This is a genomic window from Lentzea sp. NPDC004782 (genome assembly GCF_040609115.1).
Classification (GTDB): Bacteria; Actinomycetota; Actinomycetes; order Mycobacteriales; family Pseudonocardiaceae; genus Lentzea.
Genome location: NZ_JBEXJN010000025.1, coordinates 73933 through 88613 on the forward strand (window position 1 = coordinate 73933; position 14681 = coordinate 88613).

At 68.9% G+C, this 14681-nt stretch carries 15 protein-coding genes; 8 read left to right on the top strand and 7 right to left on the bottom strand.

All coding sequences use genetic code 11. The annotated features are described in order from the left end of the window. Window positions 1-8 precede the first annotated feature (8 nt). Window positions 9-476, top strand: a complete 468-nt coding sequence (locus ABZV40_RS23600) for a universal stress protein (protein ID WP_355445256.1) — start codon at window positions 9-11, stop codon at window positions 474-476. Between the two features lie 9 nt (window positions 477-485). Here ABZV40_RS23600 and crcB (ABZV40_RS23605) read toward each other — a convergent pair whose 3' ends face one another. From crcB (ABZV40_RS23605) to sodN, 5 genes are all read right to left on the bottom strand, one after another. Beyond that, window positions 486-854 carry a fluoride efflux transporter CrcB gene (gene crcB / locus ABZV40_RS23605; protein ID WP_355445258.1) on the bottom strand — a complete coding sequence of 123 codons (369 nt, stop codon included), beginning with the start codon at window positions 852-854 and terminating at the stop codon, window positions 486-488. Beyond that, complete coding sequence (crcB, locus tag ABZV40_RS23610) at window positions 851-1336, bottom strand: fluoride efflux transporter CrcB (RefSeq protein ID WP_355445261.1); 486 nt, start codon at window positions 1334-1336, stop codon at window positions 851-853. The genes crcB (ABZV40_RS23605) and crcB (ABZV40_RS23610) overlap by 4 nt, the downstream gene beginning before the upstream one ends. 372 nt (window positions 1337-1708) lie before the next feature. Next, complete coding sequence (locus ABZV40_RS23615) at window positions 1709-2407, bottom strand: methyltransferase domain-containing protein (protein ID WP_355445264.1); 699 nt, start codon at window positions 2405-2407, stop codon at window positions 1709-1711. A 311-nt stretch (window positions 2408-2718) separates the two neighbouring features. Then, the gene (locus tag ABZV40_RS23620) at window positions 2719-3048 is read right to left on the bottom strand and encodes a hypothetical protein (RefSeq protein WP_355445266.1); all 330 of its coding nucleotides are present in this window, start codon (window positions 3046-3048) and stop codon (window positions 2719-2721) included. Window positions 3049-3240: 192 nt separating this feature from the next. Next, window positions 3241-3648: a superoxide dismutase, Ni gene (sodN, locus tag ABZV40_RS23625; RefSeq protein ID WP_053736263.1), complete on the bottom strand. Its 408-nt coding sequence runs from the start codon at window positions 3646-3648 to the stop codon at window positions 3241-3243. A gap of 101 nt (window positions 3649-3749) precedes the next feature. Between sodN and ABZV40_RS23630 the strand changes: the two genes are divergently transcribed. After that, window positions 3750-4025: a S24 family peptidase gene (locus ABZV40_RS23630; RefSeq protein ID WP_355445423.1), complete on the top strand. Its 276-nt coding sequence runs from the start codon at window positions 3750-3752 to the stop codon at window positions 4023-4025. Here ABZV40_RS23630 and rfbC read toward each other — a convergent pair. Next, window positions 4015-4614, bottom strand: coding sequence for a dTDP-4-dehydrorhamnose 3,5-epimerase (rfbC, locus tag ABZV40_RS23635; protein ID WP_355445269.1), 600 nt, complete (start codon window positions 4612-4614; stop codon window positions 4015-4017). The genes ABZV40_RS23630 and rfbC overlap by 11 nt on opposite strands. A gap of 380 nt (window positions 4615-4994) precedes the next feature. Here rfbC and ABZV40_RS23640 point away from each other — a divergent pair, with 380 nt between their 5' ends. Continuing rightward, window positions 4995-6143, top strand: a complete 1149-nt coding sequence (locus ABZV40_RS23640) for a malic enzyme-like NAD(P)-binding protein (RefSeq protein WP_355445426.1) — start codon at window positions 4995-4997, stop codon at window positions 6141-6143. A gap of 225 nt (window positions 6144-6368) precedes the next feature. Then, the gene (locus tag ABZV40_RS23645; RefSeq protein WP_355445272.1) at window positions 6369-9533 is read left to right on the top strand and encodes an EAL domain-containing protein; all 3165 of its coding nucleotides are present in this window, start codon (window positions 6369-6371) and stop codon (window positions 9531-9533) included. Here the strand turns inward: ABZV40_RS23645 and ABZV40_RS23650 are convergent. Beyond that, on the bottom strand, window positions 9495-11045 hold the full coding sequence (locus ABZV40_RS23650) for a bis-aminopropyl spermidine synthase family protein (RefSeq protein ID WP_355445275.1): 1551 nt from the start codon (window positions 11043-11045) through the stop codon (window positions 9495-9497). The genes ABZV40_RS23645 and ABZV40_RS23650 overlap by 39 nt on opposite strands. Window positions 11046-11178: 133 nt before the next feature. Between ABZV40_RS23650 and ABZV40_RS23655 the strand changes: the two genes are divergently transcribed. Genes ABZV40_RS23655 through ABZV40_RS23670 form a run of 4 tightly spaced genes read left to right on the top strand, consistent with a single transcriptional unit; the run spans window position 11179 to window position 14462 of the window. Then, a complete protein-coding gene (locus tag ABZV40_RS23655) occupies window positions 11179-12261 on the top strand; it encodes an ATP-binding cassette domain-containing protein (protein WP_355445278.1) in 1083 nt (360 codons plus the stop codon). After that, window positions 12258-12896, top strand: a complete 639-nt coding sequence (locus ABZV40_RS23660; RefSeq protein WP_355445281.1) for an ABC transporter permease — start codon at window positions 12258-12260, stop codon at window positions 12894-12896. The genes ABZV40_RS23655 and ABZV40_RS23660 overlap by 4 nt, the downstream gene beginning before the upstream one ends. Before the next feature lie 4 nt (window positions 12897-12900). After that, window positions 12901-13563: an ABC transporter permease gene (locus ABZV40_RS23665; protein ID WP_355445284.1), complete on the top strand. Its 663-nt coding sequence runs from the start codon at window positions 12901-12903 to the stop codon at window positions 13561-13563. After that, complete coding sequence (locus ABZV40_RS23670) at window positions 13563-14462, top strand: ABC transporter substrate-binding protein (RefSeq protein ID WP_355445287.1); 900 nt, start codon at window positions 13563-13565, stop codon at window positions 14460-14462. The genes ABZV40_RS23665 and ABZV40_RS23670 overlap by 1 nt, the downstream gene beginning before the upstream one ends. The last annotated feature ends 219 nt before the right edge of the window (window positions 14463-14681 follow it).

A 14681-nucleotide genomic window follows, 5' to 3' on the forward strand; every position in this document is an offset into this window, starting at 1 on the left:
GATTGACGGTGCCCGCTGTTCAGCACGGCGTCCCGGCGGGGACCTCTGTGCTGGTGGTCGGGTTCGACGACCAGGCCGCCAGCCTCGCCGCACTCCGCACGGCGGCTGATCTCGCCTGCCGTCTTCGCGCCGATCTGCACGTGGTGCACGGCGTCGACCTCCGCGACTACCCGATCGATCCCGACTCCGACGTCGAGGTCTGGGAAGCCCACGCGCGCAAGGCGCTCGAGCACCTGCACCTGAAGGCCGCGGAGGCGCTGGCCGCGCATCCGGGCGCCTGGACCTACCACGCGTGGAGCGGCAACCCGGTGCGGTTGCTGGTGTCCGTGGCCGACGAGCAGCAGGCGCTGATGATCGTGGTGGGAACGCACCGGCACCGCTCGCTGGCCCGGATGATGCGGGGCTCGGTCAGCCACCGGGTGGCGAGGTCCGCGCACCGTCCGGTGCTGCTGGTCGCCGATCCCGGCGGCCGGTAGCGGTGCCGATCAGTTGACGATCGCGGCGATGCCTGCGCAGGCGAGCAGCACGGCGCCGAGCCCTGCGGCGATGCTGACCACGGCGTTCATCATCGCGGAGAGGTACGCCTTCCGCTCCACCAACCGCATGGTCTCGTAGCTGAAGGTGCTGTAGGTCGTGAGGGCCCCGCAGAACCCGGTCCCGGCCAGCGCCAGCACGTGACCGGGGAGAGCCGTGCCCGCTCCCGCGAGGCCACCGAGGATCAGACAACCGAGGACGTTGACGCTGAGGGTTCCCCACGGGAACAGGCTCTCGTGACGTGACTGCACGAAGCGGTCGGTGAGATACCGCAGCGGCGCACCGACCATGGCACCGAGAAACACCAGCAGCGCGGTCATGCCCCTGTTCCTCCCATGCGGGTCCTGGCCAGTGCTCGGGTGGCCCACGCCCCGGTGACCACGGCGATCATGGCGCCGAGGAACGTCGCGGTGAGGTAGACCGCCGCCAGTCCGAATCCGGAGTGCTGGAGCAGGTTGCGGATCTCCAGCGCGTAGGTCGAGAAGGTGGTGAACCCGCCCAGAACTCCGACACCGAAGAACGGGCGGACCAGGCGGTGAGCGGTCCACACATCGGTGATCAGGACCATCAGCACGCCGATCAGCAGGCAGCCCGCCGTGTTGACGAGAAAGGTCCCCCACGGGAACTCGCCCGGCCGGGTGGGCAGCAGCAACCCCAGCCCGTAGCGGGCGAGCGCCCCGAGCCCGCCGCCGATCGCGATGACGGTGAGCACCGGCGCGTGGTGGCGCACGAGTTCGCGACGCTGGGCGCCGACGTGCAGATCGACGGGATCAGCCAACTCGGCCTCGTCGTTCAGGGACACGCACAGCCTCCTACTCCGTCACCGGACATGGCACGGCCCGGTCTGAGTAGGGACTGTTGGCAGCAGACGCTGCGGTTCTCCGGAACGGAGCGGCGAGCCCCACCACCGCTACCGTGCACGGTACTAAGTCCATCACGCGGCCCACTTCGCGATGTGGGCAGGCTCACGGACGTGAACCGCCCCGGCGGCCTGATGTCCACTGTGGACAACTTGGGTCAACCGGTCGAGCGATCGCTGTCCGGTGAGGTGGATGAAGGGTTCCTTCCTCCACCTGGTGTGGATGAATGAGCCCTTCATCCACGTAACCGCTCGGCAGGCGGGTTGCGGACAAGACCTCTGGCAAGGCGCTTGGTGAGGAGTCAAGGGCTTCCCTCAGGACACCTCAGGCGATGCCGGGGGAGGTGTGCGCCGCAGCAGGAGAACGACGAACCCGAGAACTCCGCGGTAGCCGCCCAGCCAGCTGGTGCGGTGGGCCGCTGACGTCTGAAGGGCGAGGTCGCTGCCGGGGTGTTCGGGATTGTCGAGGGCCCACCGGGCGAGGGTGCCGGTCCAGCACCATTCGTACTCGTCCCACTCCGCGATGGTGCTGATGTGTCCGTAGACCGGTGTCCATCCGTCGGCGACGACCTGGGCCACGGTGGTCGGGAGATCCGCGTACTTCTGCGGACCGTCCTCCAGTTCCGCTCGGACCGCAGCGTCGGGCTCGCGCTCCCAGAAGCAGTCGCCGAGCAGGAGTATCCCGTCTTCGGCGAGATGCTCTCGAGCGGCGTTCAACGTGGGGAGCAGCCCGCCGAACGCGTAGGCGGCTCCCACGCTGAGCACCAAGTCCGCTTTCCTGGTCGACCGGTACTCGGCGACGTCCTGGCGGCGCAGTTCGAGCCGATCTTCCAGACCTAGCCGGGCGGCCTCGCCGAGGACGCGGTCGAAGCCTTCGCCCGAGATGTCGACTCCGACAGCCGTTACGCCGCTGTGCGCCTGTAGCGCGCGTAGCAACCACTCGCCCTCGCCGCAGCCCAGATCGAGCAGGTGATCGTCCTGCCCGCGGATGGACCGGTGGAGAAGGTGCTCCACTGTGCTGTCGCTCAATGGAGCCGAAATCGGATGGTCTGTGTGCGCGATAGCGCTGAGTTCGCGTCGATTCACCAGCGCTGTCTAGCAGTACCCAGATCTTGTGTCGCAGGTATTTGGCGGTGGTGATGTCGGCACTCTCTGCTGCCGACACCGGCCCTGGACGGTTGGTGATCTGAGCCGGGCGGTCCCGCTGTACGGGGCCACTCTCACCGGCTGCGAGCGGGCGCTGGGACCTGACCACCCCGTCACAACGTTGGCTCGTTCCAATCTTGAGGCGGTAACCCGCGCGGATATTTGCGAAGCACGAAAGCTCACTGACTCGTGGGCGGTTGCAACGGGTCCTGGTCGAGCTTCAGGCGCTTGAGGAGTTCGACCGCGTTCGACTGCGCCTTGGTTCCCCGGGCGGCTTCGAGCAGTCCGACGATGGACAGCAGCGCGTAGTAGTTGAGGTGGAACAGGTGCCGCATCAGGTCCGGGGCCGCAGGGCCGTCGACTCGGACGCATTCACCGTTCGGCAGGCGGTCGTCGACGAGGACGGGTTGGCCGTCCATCTCGCGGACGTTGAACCGCGCCGAGGTGTTGGCCAGCTTGCGCAGCAGGTCCACCTGAGCGTCGTACTGCGCTGCTTGCTGCCACGTCATCCGCACCCGGTCACCATCGCACAGGCGTTCGAATGCCGGTCAAGCTTCATTCAGGCACGAATCGTCGCGACCGGCAGGAGTGCTGTCCGATGTGGACTTGCTCGGGCCGTCCGCGGACCCGTCAAAACGAGAAACGACGCTGACCGGCGAAAGAGGCTTCCGCTGGTCAGCGTCGTCGGCAAGGCTTTGGGCTCAGCCCTGCTTGGTCTCCCAGAAGATCTTGTCGATCTGCGCGATCAGGTCCAGCAGCTGCTGGCCCGTCGCCGGGTCCATCGACCCCTTGGTGCCCGACGCACCCGCGGCCTTGGTGGCGCGGTTGAAGAGGTCGTGCAGCTCGGGGTACTTCTCGAAGTGCGGCGGCTTGAAGTAGTCCGTCCACAGCACCCACAGGTGGTGCTTGACGAGCTCGCTGCGCTGCTCCTTGATCAGGACGGCACGCTCCCGGAACTCCGGGTCCTCGTTCGCCTGGTACTTCTCCTGGACCGCCTTGATCGACTCGGCCTCGATGCGGGCCTGCGCCGGGTCGTAGACGCCGCAGGGCAGGTCGCAGTGCGCGGTTGCCTCGACGCGCGGGCGGAGAATGCGCGACACGAGTCGCATCGTTCCTCCCAGAGTGAAAACAGTGGATGCTCCGACAAGTAAGGACCCTACTCCGGCTGACCGAAGGGTGATCGTTGAGACCGCGCCTCTCCACCGTGCTCGTGAAAGGTCCGTCGATGGCGCCGGCCCTGCGCAACGACGACATCGTGCTGGTCAGATGGGGTGCGCAGGCCAAACCGAACGACGTGGTGCTGGTGCGGTGGGCCGGCAGACCCGGGCAGTTGTCGGTGAAGCGCGCCTCCCATCAAGTGGACGGCGGGTGGCACGTGGTGGGAGACAACCCGTTCGCCAGCACCGACTCCGAGCAGCTCGGGCCGGCCGAGGTGCTCGGAGTCGTCAGGGCGCGGCTGTGGCCGAGGCCACGGATCAGGCTTTGAGCGCCGCGTACAGCGCCAGGCAGTCCTCGTAGCGCGGCAGGGCGCCGGCTTCGTGGGCTTCGGCCAGGGTCGGCGCCGACCTGTCCTTCTCCGAGAGCAGGAACTCGAGCTCGCGCGGCCACGGCAGGTCCAGGGCCGGGTCGAGCGGGGTCAGGCCGTGCTCGCCGGTCGGGTTGTAGACCGTGGAGCACAGGTAGTTCATGGTCGTGCCGTCCTCCAGCGCGATCATCGCGTGGCCCAGTCCCTCCGCCACGTAGACGGCGTTGCACTTCTCCGACGACACCAGCACCGCCTCCCACTGGCCGAACGTGGGGGAGCCGACCCGGATGTCGACGATCACGTCGATGAACGAGCCGCGCGGGCAGAAGACGTACTTCGCCTGGGACGGCGGCACGTCCGCGTAGTGGATGCCGCGGATGGTGCCCGCGCGCGACACGCTGTGGTTCGTCTGAGCGACCCTCAGGGGGTGGCCGACCGCCTCGGTGAAGGCGGCCTCCTGGTACGGCGAGACGAACACGCCGCGGTCGTCGGGAAATGTCCGAGGGATGAACTCGAACGCGCCGTCAATTTTCAGCGAACTCGCCTGCATGTCGTCACTCTAAGGCGTCAATCTTTCTTGACCGATCGGGTGCTTCCTGCCTGCATAAACCGACCGGTCGGTGCAGAAAACCGGACAGACGTCTTGCTACATGCCCTCTGACCTGCGAAAAAAGTGTGATCCCCGCCGCAGACAGGCGAGCGCGACCCTGCCACACTTCCGTCACCCGCAGCACTCGGACTGTTCTCCGACGCAACTCGTCGGAGCGCCTCGACCGAGTTTCCAGGCCCCGTGTACCCGGCGTGACAACGCTGGGCCGGTGCGCCGTTTGGTGATGAGCCCAAGTTGGGCTACTACGCCGCCCGCACCGCAGGAGGGACGCCGTGACAGCAGTGAACGAAGCCCGTACCGAGAACTCCGATCCGACGAAACTGACGGACGAGGAGATCTTCAGCGCGCACGTGGGCGGGAAGCTGGAGGTCGGCGCGACCGCCTCGCTCGCTGACCCCAAAGCGCTGTCCATCGCGTACACCCCCGGTGTCGCACGAGTGAGCAAGGCCATCGCCCAGGACGCCTCCCTGGCCGCGAGGTACACCTGGGCGCACCGCCTGGTCGTCGTCGTGAGCGACGGAACCGCGGTGCTCGGCCTCGGCGACATCGGTCCCAGCGCGTCGCTGCCCGTCATGGAGGGCAAGTCGGCGCTGTTCAAGACGTTCGGCGGCCTCGACTCCATCCCGCTCGTGCTGAACACGACGGACGTGGACGAGATCGTCGAGACCCTGGTCCGGCTGCGCCCGTCGTTCGGCGCGGTCAACCTCGAGGACGTGTCGGCACCGCGCTGCTTCGAGCTGGAGCAGAAGCTGATCGAGGCGCTCGACTGCCCGGTCATGCACGACGACCAGCACGGCACGGCCGTCGTGTCGCTCGCCGCCCTCAACGGCGCGAACGAGGTGCTCGGCAAGAACATCGGCGACCAGCGGGTGGTCATCTCCGGTGCGGGCGCCGCGGGCATCGCGATCGCCAAGATCCTCCTCGCGGCGGGCGTCGGCGAGGTCACGCTGCTCGACTCGCGCGGCATCGTCCGCACCGGTCGCGCCGGGCTCAACCCGATCAAGGAAGAGATCGCGGCGGTCACCAACGGCAGCAACCTCGACGGCGGCATCGAGGTGGCGCTGCGCGGCGCGGACGTCTTCATCGGCGTGTCGTCGTCGAAGGTGTCCGAGGACGTGATCGCGAGCATGGCGAACGACTCGATCGTGTTCGCGTTGTCCAACCCGGACCCCGAGGTGCACCCGGACGTCGCGGCCCGGCACGCCGCGATCGTGGCGACCGGTCGCAGCGACTTCCCGAACCAGATCAACAACGTGCTCGCGTTCCCCGGAATTTTCCGGGGTGCGCTCGACGCGGGTGCGCGACGGATCACCGAGGGCATGAAGCTCGCGGCCGCGGATGCCATTCTGGCCGTCGCGAAAGATGATTTGGGTCCAGATCGAATTGTCCCGTCCGCGCTGGACCCGCGGGTCGGACCCGAGGTCGCGGCGGCTGTCGCCCTGGCCGCGAAGGCCGACGGCGTGGCCTGAGCCGATCCGGAAATTCGCCACCTTTTCGCATCTTCACGGAGACCGGAACCACGAACGTGGCTTTTCGTTAACCCGTGCAGGGGTGGGCGATGACGCTCTGAAGCGCTACCGTCCCTCTCCTCGGGTGTTCACCCGAGGAGAGGGTTCGTGTTTGCCGCCGTTCGGGTGCCGTTGTCGTGTCCACCCGAATTGCCGCGGGCGGCGGATGCGGGAGAGGGTGGGCCGGTGCCCAAGTGGGTAGGACGCGCGACGGTGGTGAACGGCCGTGCACGGACGGCTGCGAAACCTCCGATGACGCTCGACGGGCTGACACTGCCCGACGCGCCGTCGTTGCTCGTCGACGCCAAGGGTGTCGTCATGCAGGCGAACCCCGCCGCCGTGGAGCTCGCGGCCGTGCAGGGTGCCGACGACCTCGTCGGGCACCCGCTCGGTGAGCTGCTGCTCGGTGACCAGTCCGACCTGCGGTTGCTGCGCGGCGACGGCACGGAGCTCCCGGTGCGCGTGGCCAGGCACGCCGTTCCCGGCACGGGCCTGCAGGCCGTGCTGCTGATCGACGTCTCCGACCTGTCCGCCGCGGCGGACGCGCTGCGCGACGAGCAGCGCCGGTTGCGCAAGGTCCAGCGGGTCGCGGAGCTGGGCTCGTGGGAGTACGACCCGGAGACCGGTCTGACCGTCTGGTCGGACACCCACTACGAGCTGCTCGGCGTCGAACGCGGCACGGTCGTCCCCGGCGCGCAGGCCGTGCTGGACGTCGTGCACCCGGACGACTACGCCATGGTCGAGTCGTACTGGCAGGGCCGCGAGATCACCGGCGACCCCATCGACATCGAGTACCGGATCGTGCGCCCGGACGGCCAGCTGCGGTGGATCCGCGGTGTCGCCGAGGCGCGGCTGACCGACGCCGGCCAGCTCGACAAGATCACCGGGTACATCCGCGACATCACCGAGTCCAAGCGCGCGGCCATCGAGCTCGCGCAGGAGCGTCAGCGGTTGCTGGAGGCGCAGCGCATCGCCCGCATCGGCAGCTGGGCGTACGAGACGGGCACGCGGGCCGTGCACCGCAGCGAAGTGCTGATGGAGATGTACGCCGAGCTGGGCATGACGCCCGACGACGACCTGCTCAGCGGCGTGCACCCGGCCGACAAGGAGCTCGTCAAGAACCTGCGGCACCAGCTGCTGCACGCCCAGGACGACGAGCCCGTCGAGGTCGAGGTCCGCAGCGAGATGGGCGAGCGCGTCTACATGTGCCGGGCCCGCGCGGAGATCGACTCGTCCGGCCGCATCGAGCGCTACCACGGCACGATCCAGGACGTCACCGAGGCACGTGCGCTGGAACGCCAGATGCGCGAGGACCGCCGAAGACTGGCGGACGCGCAGCAGGCCGCACGCCTGGGCATGTGGGAGTGGAACCCCGCGACCGGCGACGTCGTCTGGTCGGACATGCTGCGCGAGCTCTACGGCATTCCCGCGGACGTCGTCGGCAACTACCAGTACTACCTCGACCTCGTGCACCCCGAGGACCGCGGCTGGGTCGACGACCTGTGGCGGCAGCTCGCCGTCGACGAGGTCGCCGTGCAGTGCGAGCACCGGGTGGTCCGCCGCGACGGTTCGACCCGGATCTTCCGCTGCCACGGCATGATCGTCCGCGATCCCCAGGGCGCGCAGCTGGCCGTCGGCACCGCGCAGGACGTGACCGAGCAGCGCGCCGCCGAGGCCCGCATGAAGCGTTCCTCGCAGCGCTTCACCGACCTGGTCTCCGTGACGCCGGTCGGCATCGGCCTGTTCGACGAGGCCGAGCGCCTGGTCGACGCCAACGACGCGTTGTGCGACCTGCTGGGCATGGAGCTGGAGCAGCTGCGCGGCATGACCGCCGAGCAGCTCACCCACCCCGAGGACACCTCGCCCGGCCTGCAGTGGGCCGCCGAACGCACGCAGAAGATCCCGCAGCGCATCCTCGTGCGTCCCGACGGCGAGAAGGTCTACTGCGAGCTGCACATCGCGTTGTCCGTGCAGGACGACGGCCGCCGCTTCTGGCTGATCGTGTTCCTCGACATCACCGAACGCCGCCGGACCGCCGAGGCGTTGCGGCACCAGGCGACGCACGACGAGCTGACCGGCCTGCCGAACCGCGCGCTGGTCAAGGAGATGCTCGGCAAGCTGCTGGACGGTCCCGGCCGGTCCAAGGTCGCCGTGTTCTTCTGCGACATCGACAACTTCAAGCGCGTCAACGACTCCCTGGGCCACGACGCGGGCGACGAGCTGCTGGTGGCGCTGGCCCGCCGGCTCGAAGGCGGTCTTCCCGACGGCTGCACGGCCGCGCGGTTGTCCGGCGACGAGTACGTGATCATCTGCGAGGACATCGACGCGGTCGGCGGTGTCGACGCGCTGGCCACGCGGGTCGCCTCGTTGCTGCGCACCGCCGTTCCGGTGCACGGACAGCTGGTCCGGGTCTCGGCCTCGATCGGTGCGGCCGTTCCCAACGGTTCCCGGGCCAACGGGGCGGACCTCCTGCGGTTCGCCGACGCCGCGATGTTCGAGGCGAAGCGCAACGGTGCCGGACGGGTGTCGCTGGCCTCGGCCGCGTTGATCGCCTCCGCGGACCGCCAGGTGCACCTCGAAGGCCAGCTGCGGGACGCGCTGCAGCACGACGGACTGGCGTTGCACTTCCAGCCGGTCGTGGGCGTCGACGGTGCCGTGCTGACCGCCGAGGCCCTGGTGCGCTGGCCGCACCCGGACCGCGGGCTGTTGCCGCCGGACGTGTTCCTGCCCGTCGCCGAACAGGGCGACCTGATGCGCGAGCTCGACCGCTGGGTGTTGCGGACCGCGTTGCGCGAGGCCGCCACCTGGCCCGCGCCCGACGGCCGCCCGGTGTCGGTGGCGGTCAACCTGGCGGGCCTGGTACCGGGCGATCCCGAGTTCGTCGACATCGTGTCGACCGCGATCCTGGAGTCCGGCGTGCCGTGGGACCGCGTGGTCCTGGAGCTGGTCGAGACCGCGTTGGTCGACCTGCCGTCACGGGTGCGGCAGTCGATGGACGAGCTGGTGCAGCGCGGCGTGCAGTTCGCCGTGGACGACTTCGGCACCGGCTACTCGTCGCTGGCGCGCCTGAAGGACCTGCCGGCGCAGATCATCAAGGTGGACCGGCGGTTCGTCTCCGGTGTGGGCAACGACTCCTCGGACTTCGCCGTCGCGCGTGCGGTCGTGGACATGGCGCGGGCGATGGGGCGCAAGTGCGTGGCCGAGGGTGTCGAGACGGCCACGCAGTTCCACGTGCTGCGCGGGGTCGGCGTGGACGCGTACCAGGGCTGGTTGTTCTCACGTCCGGTGCCGCCCAAGGAGTTCCGCGCCGTGCTAGCCCTCGGGCCGCTCCACATACCGCGCGCTGGCTGAGATCTCCGGCAGCAGCGCCGCGATCCGGTGCTTCGGCAGGTCGATCAACCGCAGTTCGAGGTCCTCGGACGCCACCGAGGCGTTGTCGACGATCTCCGCCGCCTGCTTCTTGGTCAGCACGCCCTGCGACGCCGTGATCAGCGCCTCGCGCCACACGTTGCGCAGCTTGCCGTGCGCCTTCATGAGAACCTCGCGGACCGTGCGGTCGCCCAGCGACAGCGTTCCGGTCAGCACCTGGTCGGCGACGACGATCGTGGTCCTGCCGTCCGGGTTGTTGCGCAGGAACTTCAGCTTGAACCGGGTCTGCACCAGCTCCTGCAGCTCCTTCTGCCCCGCCTCCGACGACACGGCCGGATGGTTGTTCGGCACCAGGCACGCCAGCCGGGCCGGGCTCGACGCCAGCAGGGTGCGCAGCAACCACGGTCCCGGATCCGCCGACAGGTCGACCGCCAGCGACGCGGCGCCCTTGCCGACGGGCTCGGCCCAGCCGGCTGACCGCGGTTTCGGCGGTGGCGAGGACTCCGGGCGCGGCGCCAGTTCCGACAGCGCGGCAAGTGCTTCCCGCGACGGCCCGGACGACTCCACGGACTGCGCGCCGTGCGTGTAGATCCGCGTGCCACCGGACACCGCGCGCCGGCCGGTGGGGCGGCAGACGTACAGATCGGCGGCCGACCCGATGGCCTGGGCGCCGTCGAACCGGTGGAACGCGGGCAGGATCGCCTCGAACACCAGCCCGAGCTTCTGCAGCTCCTGCTGCACCTTCAGGCCCAGCGCGGGCGTGCGGTCGGAGAAGCCGTAGGCCAGCAGCACCCGCCCGTCGGTGATGTCGCGGAGGGCCTCGACCGCCCGTCCGGCGAAGAGCCCCATGCCCTCCGGCGTGTAGGGCGGGTCGCTGAAGACGAGGTCGAAGGACTCGAGAACCGAGGTGGGCAGCCCGAAACGCATGTCGCAGTGCAACGTCCGGACGTCCAGTTCCCTTGCGGCGGCCCGCGAGTCGATGAACTCCAGCAGCCGTTCGTCCAGATCCACGACCGTGATCGACACGTGCGGGTTGACGGCGGCGACGGCGAGTGACGTCAGGTCGTGGTCGCCGAGGCACAACAAACGCTTGCCCGCGAGGTCGTACGTCGAGTCCAGCCACACCGCGCGGTTCAGCGCCGTCTCCGCGGTGGCCTGCACGTGGTCCAACGAGGACAACGGCGGTGGGACGTCGGCGATGTCGACGAGGATCTGGCGCAGCACGTCGGTGTGGTCGCGAACGCCCGAGATGCCGAAGGCGTCCCGGTAGCCGGCCACTTTGCCGGGTGCGATGCGGTAACGATCGTCTGAAGATTCCATGTCGTCGCCGAGCGCCCTGAGCAGGTCCTGGACCGTGCGGCGAGGGACGGCGGGCAGGCGCACGAGCTCGGCCAGCGGGTGCCAGTCCTCGCTGAGCAGGGACAACACCTCGCGGAGCTTGCGGGCGTGTACGCCGCGCTCCGCCACCAACTGCCGAACCTGGTCGATCGTCACAAGCGGTAAACCATACGGCCTGCCAGATCGTGGAACGCTGTGCCGGGGTACGCCGAACGAGTTAAGGTCTTTCAGATCTACATCCAGGGCGGTCCGAATCGGGGAGACCGTCACGACCGGAGGGATCCGAAGGGTGATCGAGTTCCGGGCCGTCACCAAGCGGTTCGAGGACGGGACCATCGCTGTCGACGAGCTCGACCTCGCGGTCGAGGCGGGCACCATCACGGTGTTCGTCGGTCCTTCCGGCTGCGGCAAGACGACGTCGCTGCGCATGGTCAACCGCATGATCGATCCCACGTCCGGCACGATCCTGGTGGACGGCAAGGACGTGCTCAGCGTGGATCCGCCGACGTTGCGGCGCGGCATCGGCTACGTGATCCAGCAGGCGGGGCTCTTCCCGCACCGAACGGTGCTGGACAACGTCGCGACCGTGCCGCTGCTGTCCGGTTGGGACAGACGCAAGGCCCGCACCCGTGCCGCGGAGCTGCTGGAGATCGTCGGGCTCGACCCCGCGTTCGGCAGGCGCTACCCGGCGCAGCTCAGCGGTGGTCAGCAGCAACGCGTGGGCGTCGCGCGGGCGTTGGCGGCCGACCCGCCGGTGCTGCTGATGGACGAACCGTTCAGCGCCGTGGACCCGGTCGTGCGCGAGGACCTGCAGAACGAACTCCTTCGCCTGCAGGCGGAACTCGACAAGACGATCGTCTTCGTCACGCACGACATCGACGAGGCGCTCAAGCTCGGCGAGCGCGTCGCGGTGTTCCAGACGGGCGGCCACCTCGCGCAGTACGCGCGGCCGACCGAGCTGCTGGCCGCGCCCGCCAACGACTTCGTGGCCTCGTTCGTCGGCAGGGACCGCGGCTACCGCACGCTCACTTTCCTGCACGCCGACGTGCCCGTGCGGCCCGTCGCCACGGCCAAGCTCGGCGAGCGCGTCGTCGTCGACGACTGGACGCTCGTCGTCGACTCCGAGAACCGGCCCAGGGGCTGGCTGTCCGGTGTGGACGGTGAGGTCGAGGTGCGCGAGCAGGACCTCATCTCCGGCGGATCGCTCTACGACGGCAGCACGTTGCGCGGCGCGCTCGACGCGGCGCTCAGCTCGCCGTCCGCGCTCGGCGTGGCGGTCGACGAGAGCGGCGCGGTGATCGGCGTCGTGCAGGCCGACGACGTGATCTCCGCGCTCGCGAAGGCCCGCGCGGCGGGTGAGGTCCCGAAGTGACCTGGATTTTCGAGAACTGGGACAGGTTCTGGGAAGTCACCGAGGTGCACCTGCGGCTCTCCGCGGTGCCGGTGCTGATCGGGTTCGTGCTGTCGATCCCGCTCGGGTGGCTCGCGAGCCGGTCCGCCACGGCCCGTGCGATCCTCTTCCCGCTCGCCAACGTCCTGTTCACGATCCCGTCCATCGCGCTGATCGTGATCACCCCGGTGCTGATCGGCGCGAAGATCCTCGACGAGATCAACGTCATCGTGCCGCTGGTGATCTACACGATCGCGCTGATGGTCCGCTCGGTCGCGGACGCGTTGTCGTCGGTGCCCGGTCACGTGACCGCCGCCGCGAACGCGATGGGCTACCGGCCGTTGCGCCGCTTCCTGACGGTCGACTTCCCGCTCGCCCTGCCCGTCACGATCGCGGGCCTGCGCGTCGCGACCGTGTCGAACATCAGCATGGTGAGCGTCGGCGCGCTCGTCGGCCTCGGCGGCTACGGCCAGCTCTTCACCGAGGGCTACCAGACCGACAACTCCGCCAAGGTCTTCGCGGGTCTCATCGGGACGGTCGCGCTGGCGGTGCTCGCGGACGGTCTGCTGTTGCTGCTCGGACGAGTGCTCACGCCGTGGGCGAGGGCGGGGAGGTGAGCTGATGGGCGGCTGGCTCTTCGACCCCGCGCACTGGTCCGGCCCGACCGGAATTCCGGTGCGGCTGCTGGAACATCTCGGCTACACGCTGGTGACGCTGCTGATCGCCGCGGTGATCGCGATCCCGCTCGGCGCGTTCGTCGGCCACACCGGCAAGGGCGGCTTCGTCGTCGTCGGGCTGTCCAACGCGTTGCGGGCGTTGCCGACGACGGCCGTGCTGATCCTCGTCGTGCTGTGGGCGGGCCTCGGCGACTTCCCGGTGTACGTCGCCCTGGTGCTGCTGGCGATCCCGCCGATCATGGCGGGCACCTACGCGGGCATCCGCGCGGTCGACCCGGTGACGGTCGACGCGGCACGCGGCGTCGGCATGCGCGAGTCGGGCGTGCTGTTGAACGTGGAGATCCCGAACGCGCTTCCGTTGATCTACGGCGGTTTCCGCGGCGCCGCACTGCAAGTGGTCGCGACCGCCACCATCGCCGCCTACACCGGCGCCGGGGGTCTCGGCAGGCTCGTCTTCGACGGCCTCGCCCTGCAGGAGTTCGGACAGATGCTCGCCGGCGCGGTGCTCGTGGCACTGCTCGCCGTTCTCGTCGACCTGGGGTTCGCCGGCCTGCAACGGCTGACGGTCTCGCCAGGGCTGCGTCCAGTGGGAACCGGAGGAAAATGATGAAGCGCATCGCCACGGCTGTCGCTGCCGTGATGCTTCTGTCGGCGTGCGGCGGTGACCCGCTGTCCGGAGGCGGCAACAACAACCCGGCGCCGACGGACACCATCGTCGTGGGTTCCGCCAACTTCCCGGAGTCGACCGTGCTCGCCGAGATCTACGCGCAAGCGTTGGCGGCCAAGGGCATCAAGGTCTCCAAGAAGCTGAACATCGGCAACCGCGAGCTGTACTTCAAGGGCGTGCAGGACGGCTCCATCGACCTGATCCCCGAGTACACGGGCGTGCTTCTCAAGTACGTCAACAAGGAGGCGACCGAGGTCGGCCCCGACGAGGTGTACACGGCGCTGAAGAAGTCGCTGCCGCAGGGCCTCACCGTGCTCGACAAGTCCGCGGCGGAGGACAAGGACGCGGTCGTCGTCACCAAGCAGATCGCCGCGCAGTACAGCCTCAAGACCATCGAGGACATCTCGCCGTACTGCAAGGACCTCGTCTTCGGTGGCCCGCCGGAGTTCCAGAACCGCCCCGACGGCCTGCCCGGCCTGAAGGCCAAGTACAACTGCGAGTTCAAGCAGTTCAAGGCGCTCGACGTCGGCGGCCCGCTGACCGTCGCGGGCCTGAAGGACAACACGGTGCAGGCGGCAGACCTCTTCACGACGGACGCCTCCATCAAGGCCAACGAGTTCGTGGTGCTGGAAGACCCGAAGAACGTCTTCGCCGCGCAGAACGTGGTGCCGCTCGTCAACGAGAAGAAGGCGTCGCAGCAGGTCCGCGACACCCTCAACGCCATCTCGAAGAAGCTCGACACGAAGGTCCTGCTGGACCTCAACCAGAAGCTCGCGTCTCCGGACAAGCCGGAGCCCGAGAAGGTCGCCAAGGAATGGCTCGCTTCCGCGGGCATCTGACGTCGGTCCAGCTCAACGCCGTGCACTCACCCCGGGTAGGCCACACGGCCGACCCGGGGTGAGTGTTCGTTGGCGTCGAGCAGCCGACGCACGGGATCCGGGCAGATCAGCGCCACGAGTAGTCGATGAATGCTGTTCAGGTAGCGCGTACCGGCAACGTGGTTCCCGGGCCCACGCTGGGGGTGTGGGCCCCATGAAGCCCAGTCCGCTCGCGTCCGG